General features: G+C 64.6%; 12 protein-coding genes. 4 read left to right on the forward strand and 8 right to left on the reverse strand.

Annotation, left to right across the window (positions count from 1 at the left end; all coding sequences use genetic code 11):
- The first annotated feature begins 40 nt into the window (after nt 1-40).
- Nucleotides 41-814, forward strand: a complete 774-nt coding sequence (locus tag ACVJGD_RS43705; RefSeq protein WP_456639869.1) for a FadR/GntR family transcriptional regulator — start codon at nt 41-43, stop codon at nt 812-814.
- 6 nt (nt 815-820) lie between these two features.
- Here the strand turns inward: ACVJGD_RS43705 and ACVJGD_RS43710 are convergent, their stop codons facing one another.
- A complete protein-coding gene (locus ACVJGD_RS43710) occupies nt 821-2,335 on the reverse strand; it encodes a porin (RefSeq protein ID WP_456639870.1) in 1,515 nt (504 codons plus the stop codon).
- Nucleotides 2,336-2,647: 312 nt separating this feature from the next.
- On the opposite strand from ACVJGD_RS43710, the gene ACVJGD_RS43715 reads away from it, so the two are divergent.
- From ACVJGD_RS43715 to ACVJGD_RS43725, 3 genes are all read left to right on the forward strand, one after another.
- A complete protein-coding gene (locus ACVJGD_RS43715; protein WP_456639871.1) occupies nt 2,648-3,901 on the forward strand; it encodes an efflux RND transporter periplasmic adaptor subunit in 1,254 nt (417 codons plus the stop codon).
- Complete coding sequence (locus ACVJGD_RS43720) at nt 3,898-7,047, forward strand: efflux RND transporter permease subunit (RefSeq protein ID WP_456639872.1); 3,150 nt, start codon at nt 3,898-3,900, stop codon at nt 7,045-7,047. The genes ACVJGD_RS43715 and ACVJGD_RS43720 overlap by 4 nt, the downstream gene beginning before the upstream one ends.
- Before the next feature lie 137 nt (nt 7,048-7,184).
- Nucleotides 7,185-7,376: a hypothetical protein gene (locus ACVJGD_RS43725; RefSeq protein ID WP_456639873.1), complete on the forward strand. Its 192-nt coding sequence runs from the start codon at nt 7,185-7,187 to the stop codon at nt 7,374-7,376.
- A gap of 923 nt (nt 7,377-8,299) precedes the next feature.
- Here ACVJGD_RS43725 and ACVJGD_RS43730 read toward each other — a convergent pair.
- The 7 genes from ACVJGD_RS43730 to ACVJGD_RS43760 all read right to left on the reverse strand — a co-directional run bounded on the left by ACVJGD_RS43730 (nt 8,300) and on the right by ACVJGD_RS43760 (nt 16,308).
- Nucleotides 8,300-10,477, reverse strand: coding sequence for a molybdopterin cofactor-binding domain-containing protein (locus ACVJGD_RS43730; protein ID WP_456639874.1), 2,178 nt, complete (start codon nt 10,475-10,477; stop codon nt 8,300-8,302).
- A 9-nt stretch (nt 10,478-10,486) separates the two neighbouring features.
- Nucleotides 10,487-10,936, reverse strand: a complete 450-nt coding sequence (locus ACVJGD_RS43735; protein ID WP_456639875.1) for a (2Fe-2S)-binding protein — start codon at nt 10,934-10,936, stop codon at nt 10,487-10,489.
- 153 nt (nt 10,937-11,089) lie between these two features.
- Nucleotides 11,090-12,481 (reverse strand): MFS transporter, encoded by a 1,392-nt coding sequence (locus ACVJGD_RS43740; RefSeq protein ID WP_456639876.1) that lies wholly within the window; start codon nt 12,479-12,481, stop codon nt 11,090-11,092.
- Nucleotides 12,482-12,625: 144 nt separating this feature from the next.
- Entirely contained in the window at nt 12,626-13,411 is a 786-nt protein-coding gene (locus ACVJGD_RS43745) for an ABC transporter ATP-binding protein (protein WP_456639877.1), read from the reverse strand.
- Entirely contained in the window at nt 13,399-14,454 is a 1,056-nt protein-coding gene (locus ACVJGD_RS43750; RefSeq protein WP_456639878.1) for a dihydrodipicolinate synthase family protein, read from the reverse strand. The genes ACVJGD_RS43745 and ACVJGD_RS43750 overlap by 13 nt, the downstream gene beginning before the upstream one ends.
- A gap of 8 nt (nt 14,455-14,462) precedes the next feature.
- Nucleotides 14,463-15,284: a GNAT family N-acetyltransferase gene (locus ACVJGD_RS43755; RefSeq protein WP_456639879.1), complete on the reverse strand. Its 822-nt coding sequence runs from the start codon at nt 15,282-15,284 to the stop codon at nt 14,463-14,465.
- Nucleotides 15,271-16,308 (reverse strand): NAD-dependent epimerase/dehydratase family protein, encoded by a 1,038-nt coding sequence (locus ACVJGD_RS43760; protein WP_456639880.1) that lies wholly within the window; start codon nt 16,306-16,308, stop codon nt 15,271-15,273. Before ACVJGD_RS43760 ends, ACVJGD_RS43755 begins: the two co-directional genes overlap by 14 nt.
- Nucleotides 16,309-16,322 lie beyond the last annotated feature (14 nt).

Here is a 16,322-nt window from a genome sequence, read left to right on the forward strand (position 1 = left end):
CGCTACGATCCCGAAAACCTCCAGGGTTTGTCGGACCAAAATGTCGTTAGCGGACCTTAGCAACGCCGCCGCCCAGGAGCGAGCCGGCCAGGAGCGAAACGAGCCGGCCTATCGGCTGGTGGTGCGCAGTATCGAAGCCAGGATCATGTCGGGCGAGTGGGCCGTCGGCGACCGGGTGCCGGCGGAGACCGCGCTCGCCGCGGACTTTGGCGTCCACCGCTCGACAGTCCGGGAAGCGATCCGCGTGCTGGAGCAGAACGGCCTCGTCCGCCGTCACGATGGCGGCAAGCTTCTCTACGTTACCGCGCCCCGCGAGGCCGACATTTCGGAGAAGGTGACGGCGGCAATCGTGCTGCAGGAGATCAGCTTCTTCGAGCTCTGGGAAAGCATGCGATGTTTCGAGCCGGTGCTGGCGGAATGCGCCGCGACGCGGATCGACGACGACATGCTGGCCGCGCTGCGGGCCAATGTCGAGAAGACCAAGGCCGCGCTCGAGGACAAGCAGAGCCTCGTCGAGCTCGACATCGAGTTTCATCAGATCGTCGCCCGTGCCTCGCGCAACCGCGCGCTGCAGCTCAGCCGCGAGCCGATGAGCCAGCTATTCTATCCGGCTTTCCTCAAGGTGTTCTCCCGCCTGAACGCCGGCGAACGCCTGGTGTTCGCCCATGAGAAGATCCTGCAGGCGCTTGGCGACCGCAATTCCGCCGAGGCGCGGTCCTGGATGGACAAGCACATCGTCGATTTCCGGCGCGGCTACGAGCTTGCCAATTTCGATATTGAGGCGCCGGTAGGCTGGTCGCAGCGGCCCGCATAGCTGCAGTCAAAAGCGGAAGCGCAACCCGGCCGTAGTGGCGACGTTGCTATGCTCGAAGAAGCCGAACCCCAATCCGCCGTTGACCTGGGTGAACATCACGCCGACATAGGTATCCCATTTCGGCGCAAACCTCCAATCGACCGCGGTGGAAATTGCGTCGAACGTCCCGGCGCATTGCGGGTGTTCGCTCGAGGAGCAGAAGGCGGGGCCTCCGGCGGCAGTGCCAAAGAAGGAATCCTGGATGTAGTGATAATAGGCGCCGATCACGTCCAGATCGTCGGTTAGGGAGTATTTCGCGCCGGCCCACATGACCTGAAAGGTCTTGTTGCCGAGCCCGCCGACGCCGAACGCCGCGTTATTGATGTTGGTGTTGTTGAAGGCATCGCAGCCCTGGCAAAGGAAGTTTCCCGCGATGTCCGTGAAGGCGGCCTGCGGATTGCTGGGCGCCTCGTATCGAATGTATTCGTAGCCGGCGTACAGCTTCAGTGACTTGGCCGTGTATCTCGCCACGAACATCGCGGCGGTATTGTCGGAGATCGTCGCCGTCAGTGTCTGCGGCAGGAACGGGGCGATCGGGCTCCCGAACGCGTTGTTGGCTGCAGCTCCCGACGCAAGCGCGAGCGATACGGAATCTTTGACATGGCTGTAAATGGCATCGACCGAGAGCACGTCGCTGCCGCGGATCGGAATGTCGGCGCCGAGCTGGAATTGATAGGCTCCATTGGAGGCATTGTTCTCCTCATAACCGCCGACCTGCCACAGCGCCGCTGCCCGGAAGTGGTTGAGGAAGTTGAGCCGATACTTCAGCGACGTTGAGTGTCTGCAGTTTTCGGTATTGCCGCCGCCGCAGGTGATTCCCTGGAAGCCGATTGCCGAGAAACCGTAGGAGGCGCCGAACGGATCGTAGTCGAACACGGCATCCAGCGTCAGCGAGTTCTGCCGGAAAGCGGTCAGTGTGCCATAGGTGGGCGAGCTGACGCCGACGTAGCCCTGGCCGTTGTACCACTGTCCGGCCCGGCTTGAATCCGAATAGGCGGTTTGCAGGTTTTGCGGGACGCCATTGTTTGCCGCGATCGATCCCGGTCCGTTCGAGAAGCGCAGCGAATACGGGTCGAAGCCGGCATCGAGGTCAAAGACGACGGAAAAGTCCTCGCCGATCGGCCTGGTTCCCTTGATGCCGATGGTCGAATTGCTCAAGGCATTGGGCGCAAGCGTCCATGTCGCCAACCGGTTCTGTTTCTGGATCAGGTAGGAGGCTCCAACCGCGGATCGTGGATCGAACGTTGCACCGTGACTTTGCCAGCCGAAGCCGGTGTCGATGATGCCGAAAACCGTGATGCCTTCCCAGGTAAGCTGGCAGTTGGTCGTGACGAAGTCCGTGGCGTCGGTGCATGGACGCGGCGTCGTGGAGGAGGCCACCGGCGCTTTGGTCGGCGTGATGTCGGCCGCCCACGCCTCCGATGCGTCTGACGCGCCGACGGCTGCAAGAAGAAATGCCGCACAGATCCCGAGCTTTGCCATCCGAAAGCTCCCAGCGACCGGCCCCATGGCGCAACGACCAAGCTTGGCTTGCTGGCCGATCGTTCCACAAGCCGGATTCGATGCCTTGTGCAGCGTCCGGTGACGAAAATTGGTTCCAGTAGCGGCCGGGTCACACCTCGCTACCAACGAGCCCCACCGGTCGGATCCCTCCCTCCGCCATCACATTTTGGTGCGACGCGGCGATCTGGGCATAGACGAAGCATCGATCTCGCCTCGCCATACGTTCATACCGTTGGCTTTCCCGGTGCGGATGCTATTGATCCGGATCAAACGGGACAAAGGCGCGAACAAGTGAATCTTGCAGGGATGACAATGGGCCGGCTCGCCGGGGCCGTCGCGTTGGGAACCGTCATGTTCGGCGCGCTGGCCGCTGCCGAGGCCCAGCAAGCCGCTGGACCTCCGGCCGTCGGTATTATCGAGGCGGTCAAGCGGCCCGTCACCCAATCCAACGAGTTCCTCGGACGGATCGAGGCCACCAATCGCGTCAACGTGGTCGCCCGCGTCACCGCCTTCCTGGAGAAGCGGGACTTCGTCGAGGGCGCCGAGGTCAAGACCGGCGATATGCTCTACGAGCTCGAGCGCGGCCCGTTCGAGGCCGACCTTGAATCCAAGAAGGCGCAGGTCGCGCAATTGCAGGCAACGCTCGTCAACGCCAAGCTGACGACCGGCCGCGCCAAGGCCCTGCTCGGCGGCCCGGCCGGCCAGCAGTCCACGTATGATGCCGCGCTCGCCAACCAGCAGAGCCTGGAAGCGCAGGTCCAGGCCGCCCAGGCGCAAGTTGACCTCTCGAAGATCAATCTGGACTACACCCAGATCCGCTCGCCGATCGACGGCAAGATCGGCCGCACGGCGGTGACCGAGGGCAACGTCGTGACCCCGAGCTCGGGCGTGCTCACGACCATCGTGAGCCAGGATCCGATGTACGTCACCTTCCCGGTCTCGGTGCGCGAAGCCCTCGCGCTGCGCGACCGCTACGCGGTCCTGGGTGGGTTCAAGGCGGTGGTGATCAGGGTCCGTCTGCCCGACGGCAAGCTCTATGACCAGGTCGGCCAGCTCAATTTCGTCAACAACACGATCGCGCAGAATACCGATACGATCACGTTGCGCGGCATTATCCCCAATCCCGTGCTGCCTCGTCTGTCGGCAGCAGACAACGTCACGGTGCGCCAGCTCACCGACAATGAGTTCGTCACCGTTCTGCTCGAGGGCGTGGAGCCGGTCGAGGTGGTGGCGATCCCGCGCTCGGCCGTGCTGTCGGACCAGCAGGGCGATTATGTCTTCGTGCTCGGGGCCGACAACAAGGCGGAGCAGCGGCGGATCGTCCTCGGGCAGTCGACCGCGACCATCGCCGCGGTGACGAGCGGGCTTTCAGTCGGAGAGAAGGTGATCGCTGAAGGAATGCAGCGGGTGCGGCCCGGCCAGCCGGTGGCGCCGGCGCCGGCGAGTGCGCTGATCCAGTCGAGCCTGAAGGAAACGGCTGAGAACACCGGCACGCGCCAGGGCAGCGGCGCGATCGGTCCGAAGCCTGCGGGCACCAGCCCATGATTTCCGCCGTCTTCGTCGATCGTCCGCGGCTCGCCATCGTCATCGCGCTGGTCATCACCATCGCGGGCGCGCTTGCGCTGCTGCAAATCCCGGTGGCGCAGTTCCCGGACATCGTGCCGCCACAGGTCACCGTCACCGCCAACTTCCCGGGCGCCTCCGCCGAGGTGGTGGAATCGAGCGTTGCGCAGCCGCTCGAGGCCCAGGTCGTCGGCGTCGACAAGATGCTCTATATGAAGTCGACCAGCGGCAATGACGGCAGCTACACGCTGACCGTCTCGTTCGCGCTCGGCACCAATCCTGATATCAACACCGTCAACGTCAACAACCGCGTCCAGAGCGCGCTCGCGCAACTGCCGACCGAGGTGCAGGCGCAGGGCCTCGTCGTGCAGAAGAAATCCTCGGCGGTGCTGCAGTTCATCGTGCTGTACAGCAAGAGTGGCCAGCAGGATCCGCTGTTCATCACCAACTACGCCATCATCAACGTGCTCGATGCGATCTCGCGCACGCCGGGCGTCGGCCAGGCCTCGCTGTTCGCGAAGCTGAACTACTCGATGCGAATCTGGTTCGATACGCAGCGGCTCACCAGCCTCAATCTGGCGCCGTCGGATGTGATCGCGGCGATCCGGGCGCAGAGCGTGCAGGCGCCGGTCGGTCGCATCGGCGCCCGTCCGATCGCGGACGATCAGCAGTTCCAGTTCAACGTGCAGACGCAAGGGCGGCTCACGACGGCGAGCCAGTTCGGCAATATCGTGCTGCGCGCCAATCCGGACGGCTCGGTGCTGCGGATCAGCGACGTTGCCCGGGTCGAGATCGGCGCCCAGAACATGGACAGCGAGTCCCGGATCGACGGCCAGCCTGGCGTGCCGATCGGCATCTATCTTGCGCCGGGCGCCAATGCGGTGACCACCGCCGCTGCGGTGCAGTCCACGCTCTCCAGATTGTCGGAACGGTTCCCCCCGGGCCTGACCTATCTGGTGCAGTACGACTCCACGACCTTCGTCTCCGACACGATCAAGGAAGTGCTGAAGACGCTCGGCGAAGCCTTCGTGCTGGTCGTGATCGTCGTGTTCCTATTCCTCGGCAATCTGCGCGCCACGGTGATCCCGGCGGTCGCGGTGCCGGTCAGCCTGATCGGCACCTTCGCGGTTCTCTTGATCCTTGGCTATTCCGCCAACACCGTGTCGCTGCTCGCGATGGTGCTGGCCATCGGCATCGTGGTTGATGACGCCATCGTCGTGGTCGAGAACGTCGAACGCGTGATGGAGAGCGAGCCCGAGCTGTCGCCGGCGGAGGCCACCAAGAAGGCGATGGCGCAGATCACCGCGCCGATCATCGCGATCTCGCTGGTGCTGCTATCGGTGTTCGTGCCGATTGCGTTCATCCCCGGCATCTCCGGAACCCTGTTCCGCCAGTTCGCGGTGACGATCAGCGCGGCGATGGTGATCTCGGCGCTGAACGCGCTGACGCTGTCGCCGGCGCTCTGCGCCGTGTTCCTGCGGCATACCGGGCCGCGGCGCGGCATCATGGGGCGCGTGCTCGGCGGCATCGACTGGGTCCGCGACCGCTATGCCGGCATGGTACGCCGGCTGCTGCGGGTGGCAATATTATCGCTGGTCGCGGTGCTGGTATTTGCCGGCGGCGTTTTAGGCGTGTCGCGAATAACGCCGACGGGCTTCCTGCCCGAAGAGGATCAGGGCGCCTTCTTCATCTCGGTGCAATTGCCTGACGGCGCGTCGGTGGCGCGCACCAGTCAGGTGACCAAGCAGGTCGAGGCGCTCTTGAAGAACATGCCGCAGGTCGAGCACGTGCTCTCGATCATCGGCTTCTCGCTGCTTGACGGCGCGAGCGAGCCGAACTCGGCCTTCATGGTGGCGCGCATGAAGCCGTTCGCCGATCGCCAGGCTGCCGCGGATTCGGTGCAGGCCACGATCCGGCGAATGTTTGCCGAGGGTGCGCAGATCCGGCAGGCCAATGTCCTGCCGTTCAACCTGCCGCCGATCATCGGGCTTTCGACCTCCGGGGGCTTCGAGTATCAGCTCGATGCGCTGGAGGGGCAGGATCCGGCCGCGCTCGGCAGCGTGATGACCGGCCTGATCAATGCGGCCAACCGCGATCCGCGGCTGGCGCGCGTGTTCTCGACCTTCACCGCGACCAATCCGTCGATCTATCTCGACATCGACCGCGCCAAGGCGCAGGCGCTCGGGCTGAACATGGCTGACGTGTTCACCGCGCTGCAGGCGACGCTGGGCGGTATCTACGTCAACAACTTCAATCTGTTCGGCCGCACCTGGCAGGTCAACGTGGAGGGCGAGGCTGCCAATCGCGGCGACATCTCCGACATCTGGCAGATCTATGTCCGCAACAGCGGCGGCGAGATGGTACCGATGCGCTCCATCGCGAGCGTGAGGATCGTCACCGGACCGCAGGTCATCACCCGCTACAACAACTACCGCTCGGTCACCATCAACGGCAGCCCGGCGCCGGGCGTCTCGTCGGGAACCGCGATCGCCGCGATGGAAGAACTCTCGCGGTCGACATTGCCCGCCGGTTACTCCTACGAGTGGACCGGCACCGCCTATCAGGAGCAGGCGGCGTCCGGTCAGACCGGCATCATCCTCGCGCTCGCGGTGCTGTTCGCCTATCTCTTCCTCGTTGCGCTCTACGAGAGCTGGACCATTCCGATCCCGGTCCTGCTGGCAGTCACGGTCGGCGTGCTCGGCTCGTACACGGCGATCAAGGTCGCCGGCTTGAACCTCGACCTCTACGGCCAGATCGGCCTCGTGGTGCTGATCGCGCTCGCCGCCAAGAACGGCATCCTGATCGTCGAGTTTGCCAAGGAGCAGCGCGAGGGCGGTTTGCCGATCGCACAAGCGGCGGAGCTCGGTGCCCAGATGCGTTTCCGCGCCGTGATGATGACCTCGATCGCCTTCATCCTCGGCCTGGTGCCGCTGGTGGTTGCGACCGGCGCCGCCGAGATCAGCCGCAGGGCGGTCGGCACGGCGGTGTTCGGTGGCATGCTCGCCGCGAGCTCGATCGGCATTTTCCTGGTGCCGATGCTCTACGTCAGCTTCCAGCGCTGGCGCGAAGGCGCGAAACGCCGCTTCGGCAAACCGGTCGAAGCGCCGCATGCGCCGCCGGCGGAGTAGAATGGTGGGTGAACTAGAGCGTTTTCGAGCGAAGTGGACACCGGTTCGCGTGAAGAAAACGCGTTCTGATGCAATCAGAACCGAAATGCTCTAGCCGAATCCCGATATCCCGCAGCGCAGATTTCGGAGCGTCTCTGATGGTCAACGCCCGCCGTTCGGCAACCCAGATCTTTCTGATCCCGGCGATCATCGCGGTGATCGTCGCTTTTGGCCTGGTGTCCGCCTTGCTCGGCGACGGCATCTGGGACACGACATCATGGATCGCACTCACAGTCCCGCTCGCGGTCACCGCGTTCTTCGCCTGCAAGAAGCGCCCTGCAAATTCGTAGGGCGCTAGCTTGCCATCCGCCACACCCGCTGCCGTCATTGCGAGCGCAGCGAAGCAATCCATGTCTCCGCGTGTGGCGCTATGGATTGCTTCGCTGCGCTCGCAATGACGATGTGGCGACTTTGGGTGCGACAAATCAACCCGACGGGCAAATCACCTAAAAGTCTGTCCATCCCTCGCGCGAAAAATAAATCGCTTAACGCGTCGGGCAAATCAGCACTATTAATCCGCGCGTCTCACCCGAAAGAGGGGCGGGTCGCGATCGTCACGAACGTTGCGGTGAGATGCGGTGGACGCGGGTGTTGCGACTGACGAGCGTGACATCAGCGGACGGCGAAGTCGTGTGGTTCTGGCGCCCCGACGCTGGCGCTAAGTTCGCGGAGATGATCTGCGGGCGACGGTGGCAAGAAAGCCCGGTCACCGGGAAGAGCACGAAGTAAGCCGTAAAACCATCGCGCAGGGAAAGCCGGAGTTGCTTCGGTTGACCTGTGGTCCTACCCCCGTGCTTTCTGTTGCACGGGGCCCACGGGTGCAACCGGCACCCGGCTTTCCCTGCGCCCTCTGCTATCGAGGAGGGTGAAACGAGATGCAAACCTCGGGCGAACAACGCCGCGAGAATGCGGACTCACATCCTCTCCCCACACTCCGTCGTCATGCCCGCGAAGGCGGGCATCCAGTATCCGGCGGCTTCTCGGCTCAAGCTCAGCTGCCTCTGGAATACTGGATCGTCCGCCTTCGCGGACGATGACAGCGGAGAGCTGTTTGACATTTGAATCAGAACTCGCCCCGTCATTGCGAGGAGCGAAGCGACGAAGCAATCCATGTCTCAGCGAGCGGCGCGATGGATTGCTTCGCGTACGCTCGCAATGACGGCGTCGTCCGCCCGGTACGACGCCGTGTTGTAACTGCAAGACCAGCCGCGCCCTACGCGAAGCTGATGTTCTGCTGCCGCAGCGGCACCGAGCGGATGCGTTTTCCGGTCGCCGCGAAGTAGGCGTTCAGCACCGCGGGCGCGGCGACGCCGATGGTCGGCTCGCCGACGCCGCCCCAGAAGCCGCCGCTCGGCATCAGGATCGTCTCCACCTTCGGCATCTCGCTGATGCGCATCGAGTTGTAGGTGTCGAAGTTGGTCTGCTCGATGCGGCCGTCCTTCACGGTGCAGCCGCCATAGAACAGCGCGGAGAGGCCGTAGACGAAGGAGCCCGCGACCTGCCGTTCCACCTGCGCCGGATTGACGACATAGCCGGGATCGGTGGCGGCGACGATGCGATGCACCTTGATCTTGCTGCCGTCGGTCACCGAGATCTCGGCGGCGCCGGCGACGTAGCTGCCATAGCCCATCACCTGCGCGAGCCCACGATAGACGCCTTTCGGCGGAGGCTTGTCCCAGCCGATCCGTTCGGCAACGGCGTTGAGCACCGCGAGATGCTTCGGATGGCCGGCCATCAGCTTGCGGCGGAAGGCGAGCGGATCCTGGCCGACCGCATGCGCGAGCTCGTCCATGAAGCTTTCGAGATAGATCGTGTTCGGATTGATGTTGACGCCGCGCCAAAAGCCCGGTGGGACATGCGGATTGCGCATCGCATGTTCGATCAACAGGTTCGGGATCGAATAGCCGATCGCGGCTTCGCCGCTGGGCGCGAGCCCCTGAAAGGTCGCGGGGTCCATGCCGTTGATCATCGCCTCGGGCCGCAGCCGCGCCAGGATCGACTGGCCGGAGATCCGCATCCGCAGCGCGGTCAGGTTGTTGTCGGCATCGAAGGCGCCGACCATCCGGCACTGGGTGACCGGATGATAGAAGCCGTGCTGCATATCCTCTTCGCGCGACCACAACAGCTTGATCGGCGTGCCCTGCATCTGCTTGGCGATCAAGACCGCCTGCCGCACATAGTCGCTCTGGCCGCGCCGGCCGAAGCCGCCGCCGAGGATCAGCTTGTGCACATCGCATTTGTCGGCCGGAAGGCCGGAGGCCTGCACCGCGGTCGCGAAGGCTGCTTCGCCGTTCTGCGTGCCACACCAGACATCGAGCTTGTCGCCGGTATGGAGCGCGGTCGCGTTCATCGGCTCCATCGTGGCCTGGTTCTGGTAGGGGTAGTTGTAGACCGCCTCGACCACCTTTGCGGCACGCGCGATTTCTGCCATCGCATTGCCGTTCTGGTTGCCGACGAACGCCGCCTGCGACGGCTCGAGTCCTTCGGCCAGCCATTTGCTGATCGTCTCGCTCGAGGTCTTTGCGTTCGGGCCTTCGTCCCACTCGATCGGCAGCGCATCGAGCGCGGTCTTGGCGTGCCACCAGGTGTCGGCGACGACGGCAACAGCGCTGTCGCCGACGCGCACCACCTTCTTCACGCCTTTCATGTTGGCGATCTTGGCCTCGTCAAAGCTCTTCAGCTTGCCGCCGAACACCGGGCAATCCTTGATCGCGGCGTTCAGCATGCCGGGCAATCTGAAGTCGATGCCGTAGACCATCGCGCCGGTGGTCTTGTCAGCGGTGTCGAGACGCTTGAGCGCTTTGCCCGCGATCTTCCAGTCCTTGGAATCTTTCAGCTTCACGTCGGTCGGTGGGCTGAGCTTTGCCGCCGCCTCCGCCACCTTGCCGTAGGTCGTGGTCCGTCCCGTCGGCAGATGGGTAATGACGCTGCTCGCGGCCGAGCATTCGGAAGCGGGCACCTTCCACTCGTTCGCGGCGGCCTGGATCAGCATCAGCCGCGCGGTGGCGCCGCCCTTGCGGACGTAGTCGTGCGAGCCGCGGATGCCGCGGCTGCCGCCGGTCGAGAAATCGCCCCAGGGCCGGCCGCGTGCCGCGCTCTGGCCCGGTGTCGGATATTCGGTCGTGACCTTCGACCAGTCGCATTCGAGTTCTTCGGCGACGAGTTGCGCCAGACCGGTAAGCGAGCCCTGGCCCATCTCCGAACGCGCGATGCGGATCACCACCGTATCATCCGGGCGGATCACCACCCAGGCGTTGACCTCAGGCGAGCCATCGGCGGCGCGCGCCACCGTGGGGCCGAACGGAAGATTGAAGCCGAGTGCAAGGCCGGCACCCGCCGCGGCGGTGCCAATGACGAAGGCGCGGCGATTGAGCGTGACGTGCTGATTCATGACGGCACCTCACGCGTTCGCGGCAGCGTGGATCGCTTCGCGCACCTGCGCGAAGGTGCCGCAACGGCAGATATTGGTGATGACCTCGTCGATCTCCTGGTCGGTCGGTTTCGGCGTGTCCTTCAACAGAGCCGCCACCGCCATGATCATGCCGCTCTGGCAATAGCCGCATTGCGGGACGTCGTGCTCGATCCAGGCCTGCTGCACCTTGTGCAGCTTGCCATCGGCGGCGAGGCCCTCGATGGTTGTGATCTCCTTGCCGATCGCATCACTGACGAGTACGCCGCAGGAGCGCATCGGCACGCCGTCGAGATGAACGGTGCAGGCGCCGCATTGCGCGATGCCGCAGCCATATTTGGTGCCGGTCAGTCCAATGTTTTCGCGAATCGCCCAGAGCAGCGGCGTATCCGGCTCGACATCGACCTCGATTTTCTTGCCGTTGATTGTGAGGTTAGCCATCGCAGTCCCCTTTTGATCCAGTTCCACCAACTGGACCTCGCTGCGAGTGTGACCCGGCCGCTGGAACGATTCAAATCAAGAAAATGCGTACGCGACGAGTCCGGAACAAACCCGATGATGCGGTGTTCTTTTTCTCTTGTGCCTCGCGCAGGGTCACGCGCTCTTCGGCGCGACAGCCAGCCGCAGGAAGCTCATCGCGCTACCGAGCGCGGCAAATCCGGCGCCGAGCGCAAGCGCGTAAGTGGCGCCTTCGTGGCCGGCGATGGCAAAGCAGAAGGCGGCGAGGGCGGCGCCGATGGTTTGCCCGGTCAGGCGCGCGGTTGCCACGATGCCGCTCGCACTGCCGCTGCGATGCGGCGGCGCGCTGCTCATCAATGCCTTCATATTAGGCGTCTGGAAAAAGCCGAATCCGACCCCGCAGATCACCATGCGCCAGACGATATCGGGGATGCTGGGCGAGGCGGGCAGCGTCGCCAAGAGCGTCATGCCGACACCGAGCAGGATCAACCCGATACCGCCGAGAATGCCAACTGGATAGCGGTCCGACAGACGGCCGCCGATCGGTGCCATGATGCCGACCACCAGCGGCCAGGGCGTCATGAAGAAACCGGTCTCGACCTGCGAGCGCATCAGCACCGTCTCGAAATAGAACGGCAGCGAAACGAAGGCGAGGCCCTGGATCGCGAAGGCGCAGACCGCGGTCGCCGCGGACAAGGCGAACATCGGCCGGCGGAACAGGTCGATGGGCAGCATCGGCGCCGGATGATTCCGATGCCGATGCATCAGGAGCCAGCCGAGGAGGACCGCTGTCGCAAGCTCGACCAGCACCAATCCGGGCGATGTCTTGTGGGCCGCACTGCCGATGCCGATGATGAACAGACCGAGGCAGCCCGCCGCCAGCACTGCGCCGGCGAAGTCGAAGGCATGCACGGCGCGCGGCGTCGGCGGCAAGGTCTTCATCCCGATGAACAGCGCGATCAGGCCGAACGGGATATTGATGGCAAACAGCCACGGCCAGGTTCCGAACGCCAGGATGCCGGAGGCGATCGTCGGCCCGAGGGTGAAGGCGGTCGCGACCACCAGCGCGTTGTGGCCGAAACCGCGACCGTGCATCCTGCTCGGGTAGACGTAGCGGACAAGCGCGGTGTTGACGCTCATCAGCCCGCTGGCGCCGAGTCCCTGCAGCGCTCGCGCAATGAGAAGGCTCTCGAGCGACCATGCGAGCGCGCAGCCGAGCGAGGCGAGCGTGAACAACAGCAGGCCGCCGAGATAGATGCGCTCGTGGCCGACGATTTCCCCGAGCGCGCCGAGCGGCAACAGGGTTGCGACCAGCGCGATCTGGTAGACGTTGACGACCCAGACGACATCGGCCGGGCTGACCTGGAGATCGGTCGCGATCGCGGGCAGGGCGATATTGGCGATCGCGGTGTCGAGCGAAGCCATCGCAAGCGCGGTGAAGATCGCGGCAACGGCCCACCGCCGCCGCTCTGGCGGCAAGCCGTCCATGACGGGCGCGACCGGCGCCTTCGCCGCGAGCATGTCCATTGTGGTCAGATTCTCCGGAAGGACGGGATCCCGCCCTCTCGGTCATCTACTACGCGCGCGCGGGTTGCCACAGGTATGCGGTTGCATGATGCGTATGCGCAATTCTGCGTTCCGGCTTGGCGTCGGCCGTCCACGCGCGGTGGATCAGGCGTTGGCGCTGAGCCCGAGCCGGGCATAGATGCGCCGGGCGTAGGCGCCGAATTCGTCCGTGGTCTTGATCGGCAGCGCGCGGGGGAAGGGCAGTTCGATCGGGAAATATTCCGCCATCCGCGCCGGACCCGCGGTGAGCACGGCGCAATGGGAGCCCAGGAACACCGCTTCCTGGATGCTGTGGGTGACGAAGATGATGGTCTTGCCGCTTTCGCGCCAGATCCTGAGCATTTCGAGATTCATCTGCTCGCGCGTCAGCGCATCCAGCGCGCCGAACGGCTCGTCCATCAGGATCAGTTTCGGATCGTGGATGAAAGCGCGCGCGATCGCGGTGCGCTGCTGCATGCCACCGGAAAGCTGTTGTGGATATTTGTCCTCGTAGCCGGCGAGGCCGACGAGCTTCAACAGGTCGCGTGCGCGTTCGCGCGCCGCCTTGATCGGCAGGCCGACGATCTCGGCCGGCAGCAGCACGTTGTCCAGGATGGTGCGCCATTTGAGCAGCAGCGCCTGCTGGAACACCATGCCGATATCGCGCGCGGGATCGAAGGGCGTCTTCGTGTTGCCGATCTTGATCGTGCCGCCATCGGCGCCGTGGAGCCCGGCAAGGATCTTCAGCACGGTGGTCTTGCCGCAGCCGGATGGCCCGACCAGCGCCACCAGCTCGCCCTCGGCGATGTCCATGGTGACGTCGGAGACTGCAAGGAATTCGGCACCCTTGGACCGATAGACCTTGCGAACGTTGCGCAGGCTGATGAAAGGCTCGGCCGTCATGCCAGCCATTTCTCCAGATTTGCCGCGACGAAGGCATCGTCGCTGAGATCGGCGTGCTCGCGGCAGACGCGGTCGATCTCCTGTATCTGGCCCGGGCTGAGGCCCTCATTGGGATCAAGGCACCGGATGCCTTCCATCAAGCCTTGGCGGCGGAGGATCTCGTGACAGCCGGCGATGCAGCCATGAAAATTGTTGGCGACATCGAAGAACGCGCTGTTGCAGTCGGTGACGCGAGCGTCCAGCGCGAGCAGATCGGCGGGCACAGAATCTTTGTGACGCGCCGCTTTGCACATCTCGAATTGCCGGATCGCCGTCTGCGTCCACACCGACCAGTGGCCAAGCAGGCCGCCCTTGAAATAGGTGCGGGTGGTGACGCCGTTCTCGCGCAGATCGAACGGCAGTGTGAGGTCGAGCAGGATATGATCGTCATTGCCGGTATAGAGCGCGACGCGGTCGAGCGCGCCAGCCGCGGTGACGCCGCGCAGCACGTCGAGGGTGCGATAGCGGTTGAACGGCGCGATCTTGATTGCGATCACATTGTCGATCGCGGCAAAGCGCCGCCAGAAATCCGCGCTCAACACGACTCCGCCGACCGCCGGCTGCAGGTAGAAGCCGACCAGCGGGATTTCGCGCGCTACGGCCTGACAATGCGCGATGATGTCGTTCTCCGACGCGGTCTTCATCGCGGCGAGGCTGAGCAGGCCGGCATGATAGCCGATATCGCGCGCGGTGCGGGCTTCCGAGATCGCCTGTTGCGTCGCGCCGGCAAGGCCTGCGACCATCGCCAGTGGCCGCTTGGTCCAGTTCGCTGCCGTCTCGGCGGCAAGCTCCAGCACAGGCCGATAGAGTCCGACCTCGCGGATCGCGAATTGCGTAGTGTGGACGCCGACCGCAAGGCCGCCGGCGCCGGCGTCGATATAATAGCGCGTCAGCGCGCGCTGATGCCTCTTGTCGAGCGCGCGATTGGCGTCGAGCGCGAGCGGGTGCGCGGGCAGCACCGTGCCGTCGGCGATCAGCTTGCGTATCTCGGATTTGATCTCGCTGTGATGCATGGCCAATCCTATCCAAATTCCGGGCCGGCGACCGCGAAGGGAAGCTCTTCGCTTTGTGTGGTGGCGCGACCGAACCGCATGCGCTGGAACGGCCGCTCGATGTTCCAGCCGGCACCGGTCAACCCGGCGATGAACGATTCCTGCGATGCAATCGCGTCGATCAGCAGCTTGCCGCTTTCGGTGCGGCTGATCGCATCGACCAGTGCCAGCGCGTCCGCTGGGCTATCTGCGAACAACGGACCGATGTGGCGTGCGGTGCGGCCGTCGCGCACCAGCGCCATCGCGCTGTCGCGGGACAGAATGCGCGAGCCCGGGCGCGCGGCGAATTCGGCGAGCAGGGCGTTGCGCTCAAATCCCATGGCGCGCCCGTCGCGCGCGCTGAACGTGTCGATATCGGAGGTCGCGAGCATCGCGGGCGCCTCCTGCGCTGAGTGTTCGAGCCGCAACCGCCGGAGCTGCAGTGTCGGCGTGAAGCCGAGCGGGCCGTACACCGTGGCGCCTGCCGGCGTCGCGTCGAGCCAGGTGGTGAGCCCGCGCTGTCTTGCCGCGTCGAGACAGGCGTCGACCAGCAGGGTCGCGAGCCCGCGGCGGCGCCAGCGCTCGGTCACCAGCACCATGCTGATCCAGGCATTGCCGCGGGAATATGGCAGCAGCGCCGCGGTTGCGACCAGGTGCGTTCCGTCACGGACGCCGAACACGATGCCATTGGTGAGAAAGAAGCGCCAGTCGGCCTCGTTCTGGTTCCAATATGCCTCGGTCGATAGCGCAAGCCCAGCGGCTGCGTCGTTGGCGCCGAGTTCGACGATGGCGGCAGGCTCAGTATCGGCCATCGCGCACCTCATATTTGGTCGGCTTGCCGAGGCTAGGCATCGCGCGCGCCACCCAGTCCGCGGTCCAGGCGATCAACTGTTCGGTGTCGACGACCGGCAAGCCAAACAGCTTGACCGCCTGCGATGTATCGGTCAGCCACGCCGTCGGCTCCTCCTTGCCGACGATCACCGGCTCACGGCCGAAGCGAACCCCGAACTTGGCGGCGAGATCGCGCACCGCGAGGATCTCATGGCCGCTGACATTGATCGGCGAGGTCGGCGTGGTGCAATGCGCCAGGCACCGCAGCGCCTGCGAAGCGGCATCGCCCTGCCAGATGAAATTGACATGGCCGAGGCTGACGTCGATCGGCGTGCCCGAAACCACCTTGGTTGCGATATCGTGCAGCACGCCATAGCGCATGTCGATCGCATAGTTCAGGCGGAACAGGCGGCCGGGCGTCGAGAACTTCTTCGAGAAATATTCGAACATGCGCTCGCGCCCGACGCAGGACTGCGCGTATTCGCCGGGCGGGTTCGGCGCCATGTCCTCATCGGAACCTTTGCCGTCGATCGGCACGAACGGATAGACGCAGCCGGTCGAGAACGCGACGATGCGCGCAGCGGGGAAGGCCTGTGCGACCAGCGCGGGAACATGCGCATTCATCGCCCAGGTCAGCGACAAATCGCCCTCGGCGCCGAATTTGCGGCCGGCCATGAAGATGATGTTCGGCGCCTTCGGCAGCGCCTTGATCGCGGTCTCGTCCAACAGGTCGCAATTGATGGTCTCGATGCCGCGTTTCTCGAGCCAGTCCTTCACCGCGGGATCGCTGAAGCGGGCGACGCCGATGACGCGGCGATCCGGTGCCGCGGCCTTGGCAAGGCCGGCCAGCGTCGGTCCCATCTTGCCGGCGACACCGAGGATCATGATGTCGCCGCTAACCTTGCTGATATCGTCGATCAACGCCTGGCTCGGCCGGCACAGCAAGTCGTCGAGCGCTGCAACATCCGGGATGGTCTTCGGCAAAGTATCACGCGTGAGCAGCATGGTTCTTCCCTTCG

The sequence above is a fragment of the Bradyrhizobium sp. USDA 10063 genome (assembly GCF_054063735.1).

Coding starts and splice junctions, on each gene's coding strand:
- ACVJGD_RS43705 (WP_456639869.1), top strand. CDS start 41: ATGTCGTTAGCGGACCTTAGCAACGCCGCCGCCCAGGAGCGAGCCGGC.
- ACVJGD_RS43710 (WP_456639870.1), bottom strand. CDS start 2,335: ATGGCAAAGCTCGGGATCTGTGCGGCATTTCTTCTTGCAGCCGTCGGC.
- ACVJGD_RS43720 (WP_456639872.1), top strand. CDS start 3,898: ATGATTTCCGCCGTCTTCGTCGATCGTCCGCGGCTCGCCATCGTCATC.
- ACVJGD_RS43725 (WP_456639873.1), top strand. CDS start 7,185: ATGGTCAACGCCCGCCGTTCGGCAACCCAGATCTTTCTGATCCCGGCG.
- ACVJGD_RS43730 (WP_456639874.1), bottom strand. CDS start 10,477: ATGAATCAGCACGTCACGCTCAATCGCCGCGCCTTCGTCATTGGCACC.
- ACVJGD_RS43735 (WP_456639875.1), bottom strand. CDS start 10,936: ATGGCTAACCTCACAATCAACGGCAAGAAAATCGAGGTCGATGTCGAG.
- ACVJGD_RS43740 (WP_456639876.1), bottom strand. CDS start 12,481: ATGGACATGCTCGCGGCGAAGGCGCCGGTCGCGCCCGTCATGGACGGC.
- ACVJGD_RS43745 (WP_456639877.1), bottom strand. CDS start 13,411: ATGGCTGGCATGACGGCCGAGCCTTTCATCAGCCTGCGCAACGTTCGC.
- ACVJGD_RS43750 (WP_456639878.1), bottom strand. CDS start 14,454: ATGCATCACAGCGAGATCAAATCCGAGATACGCAAGCTGATCGCCGAC.
- ACVJGD_RS43755 (WP_456639879.1), bottom strand. CDS start 15,284: ATGGCCGATACTGAGCCTGCCGCCATCGTCGAACTCGGCGCCAACGAC.
- ACVJGD_RS43760 (WP_456639880.1), bottom strand. CDS start 16,308: ATGCTGCTCACGCGTGATACTTTGCCGAAGACCATCCCGGATGTTGCA.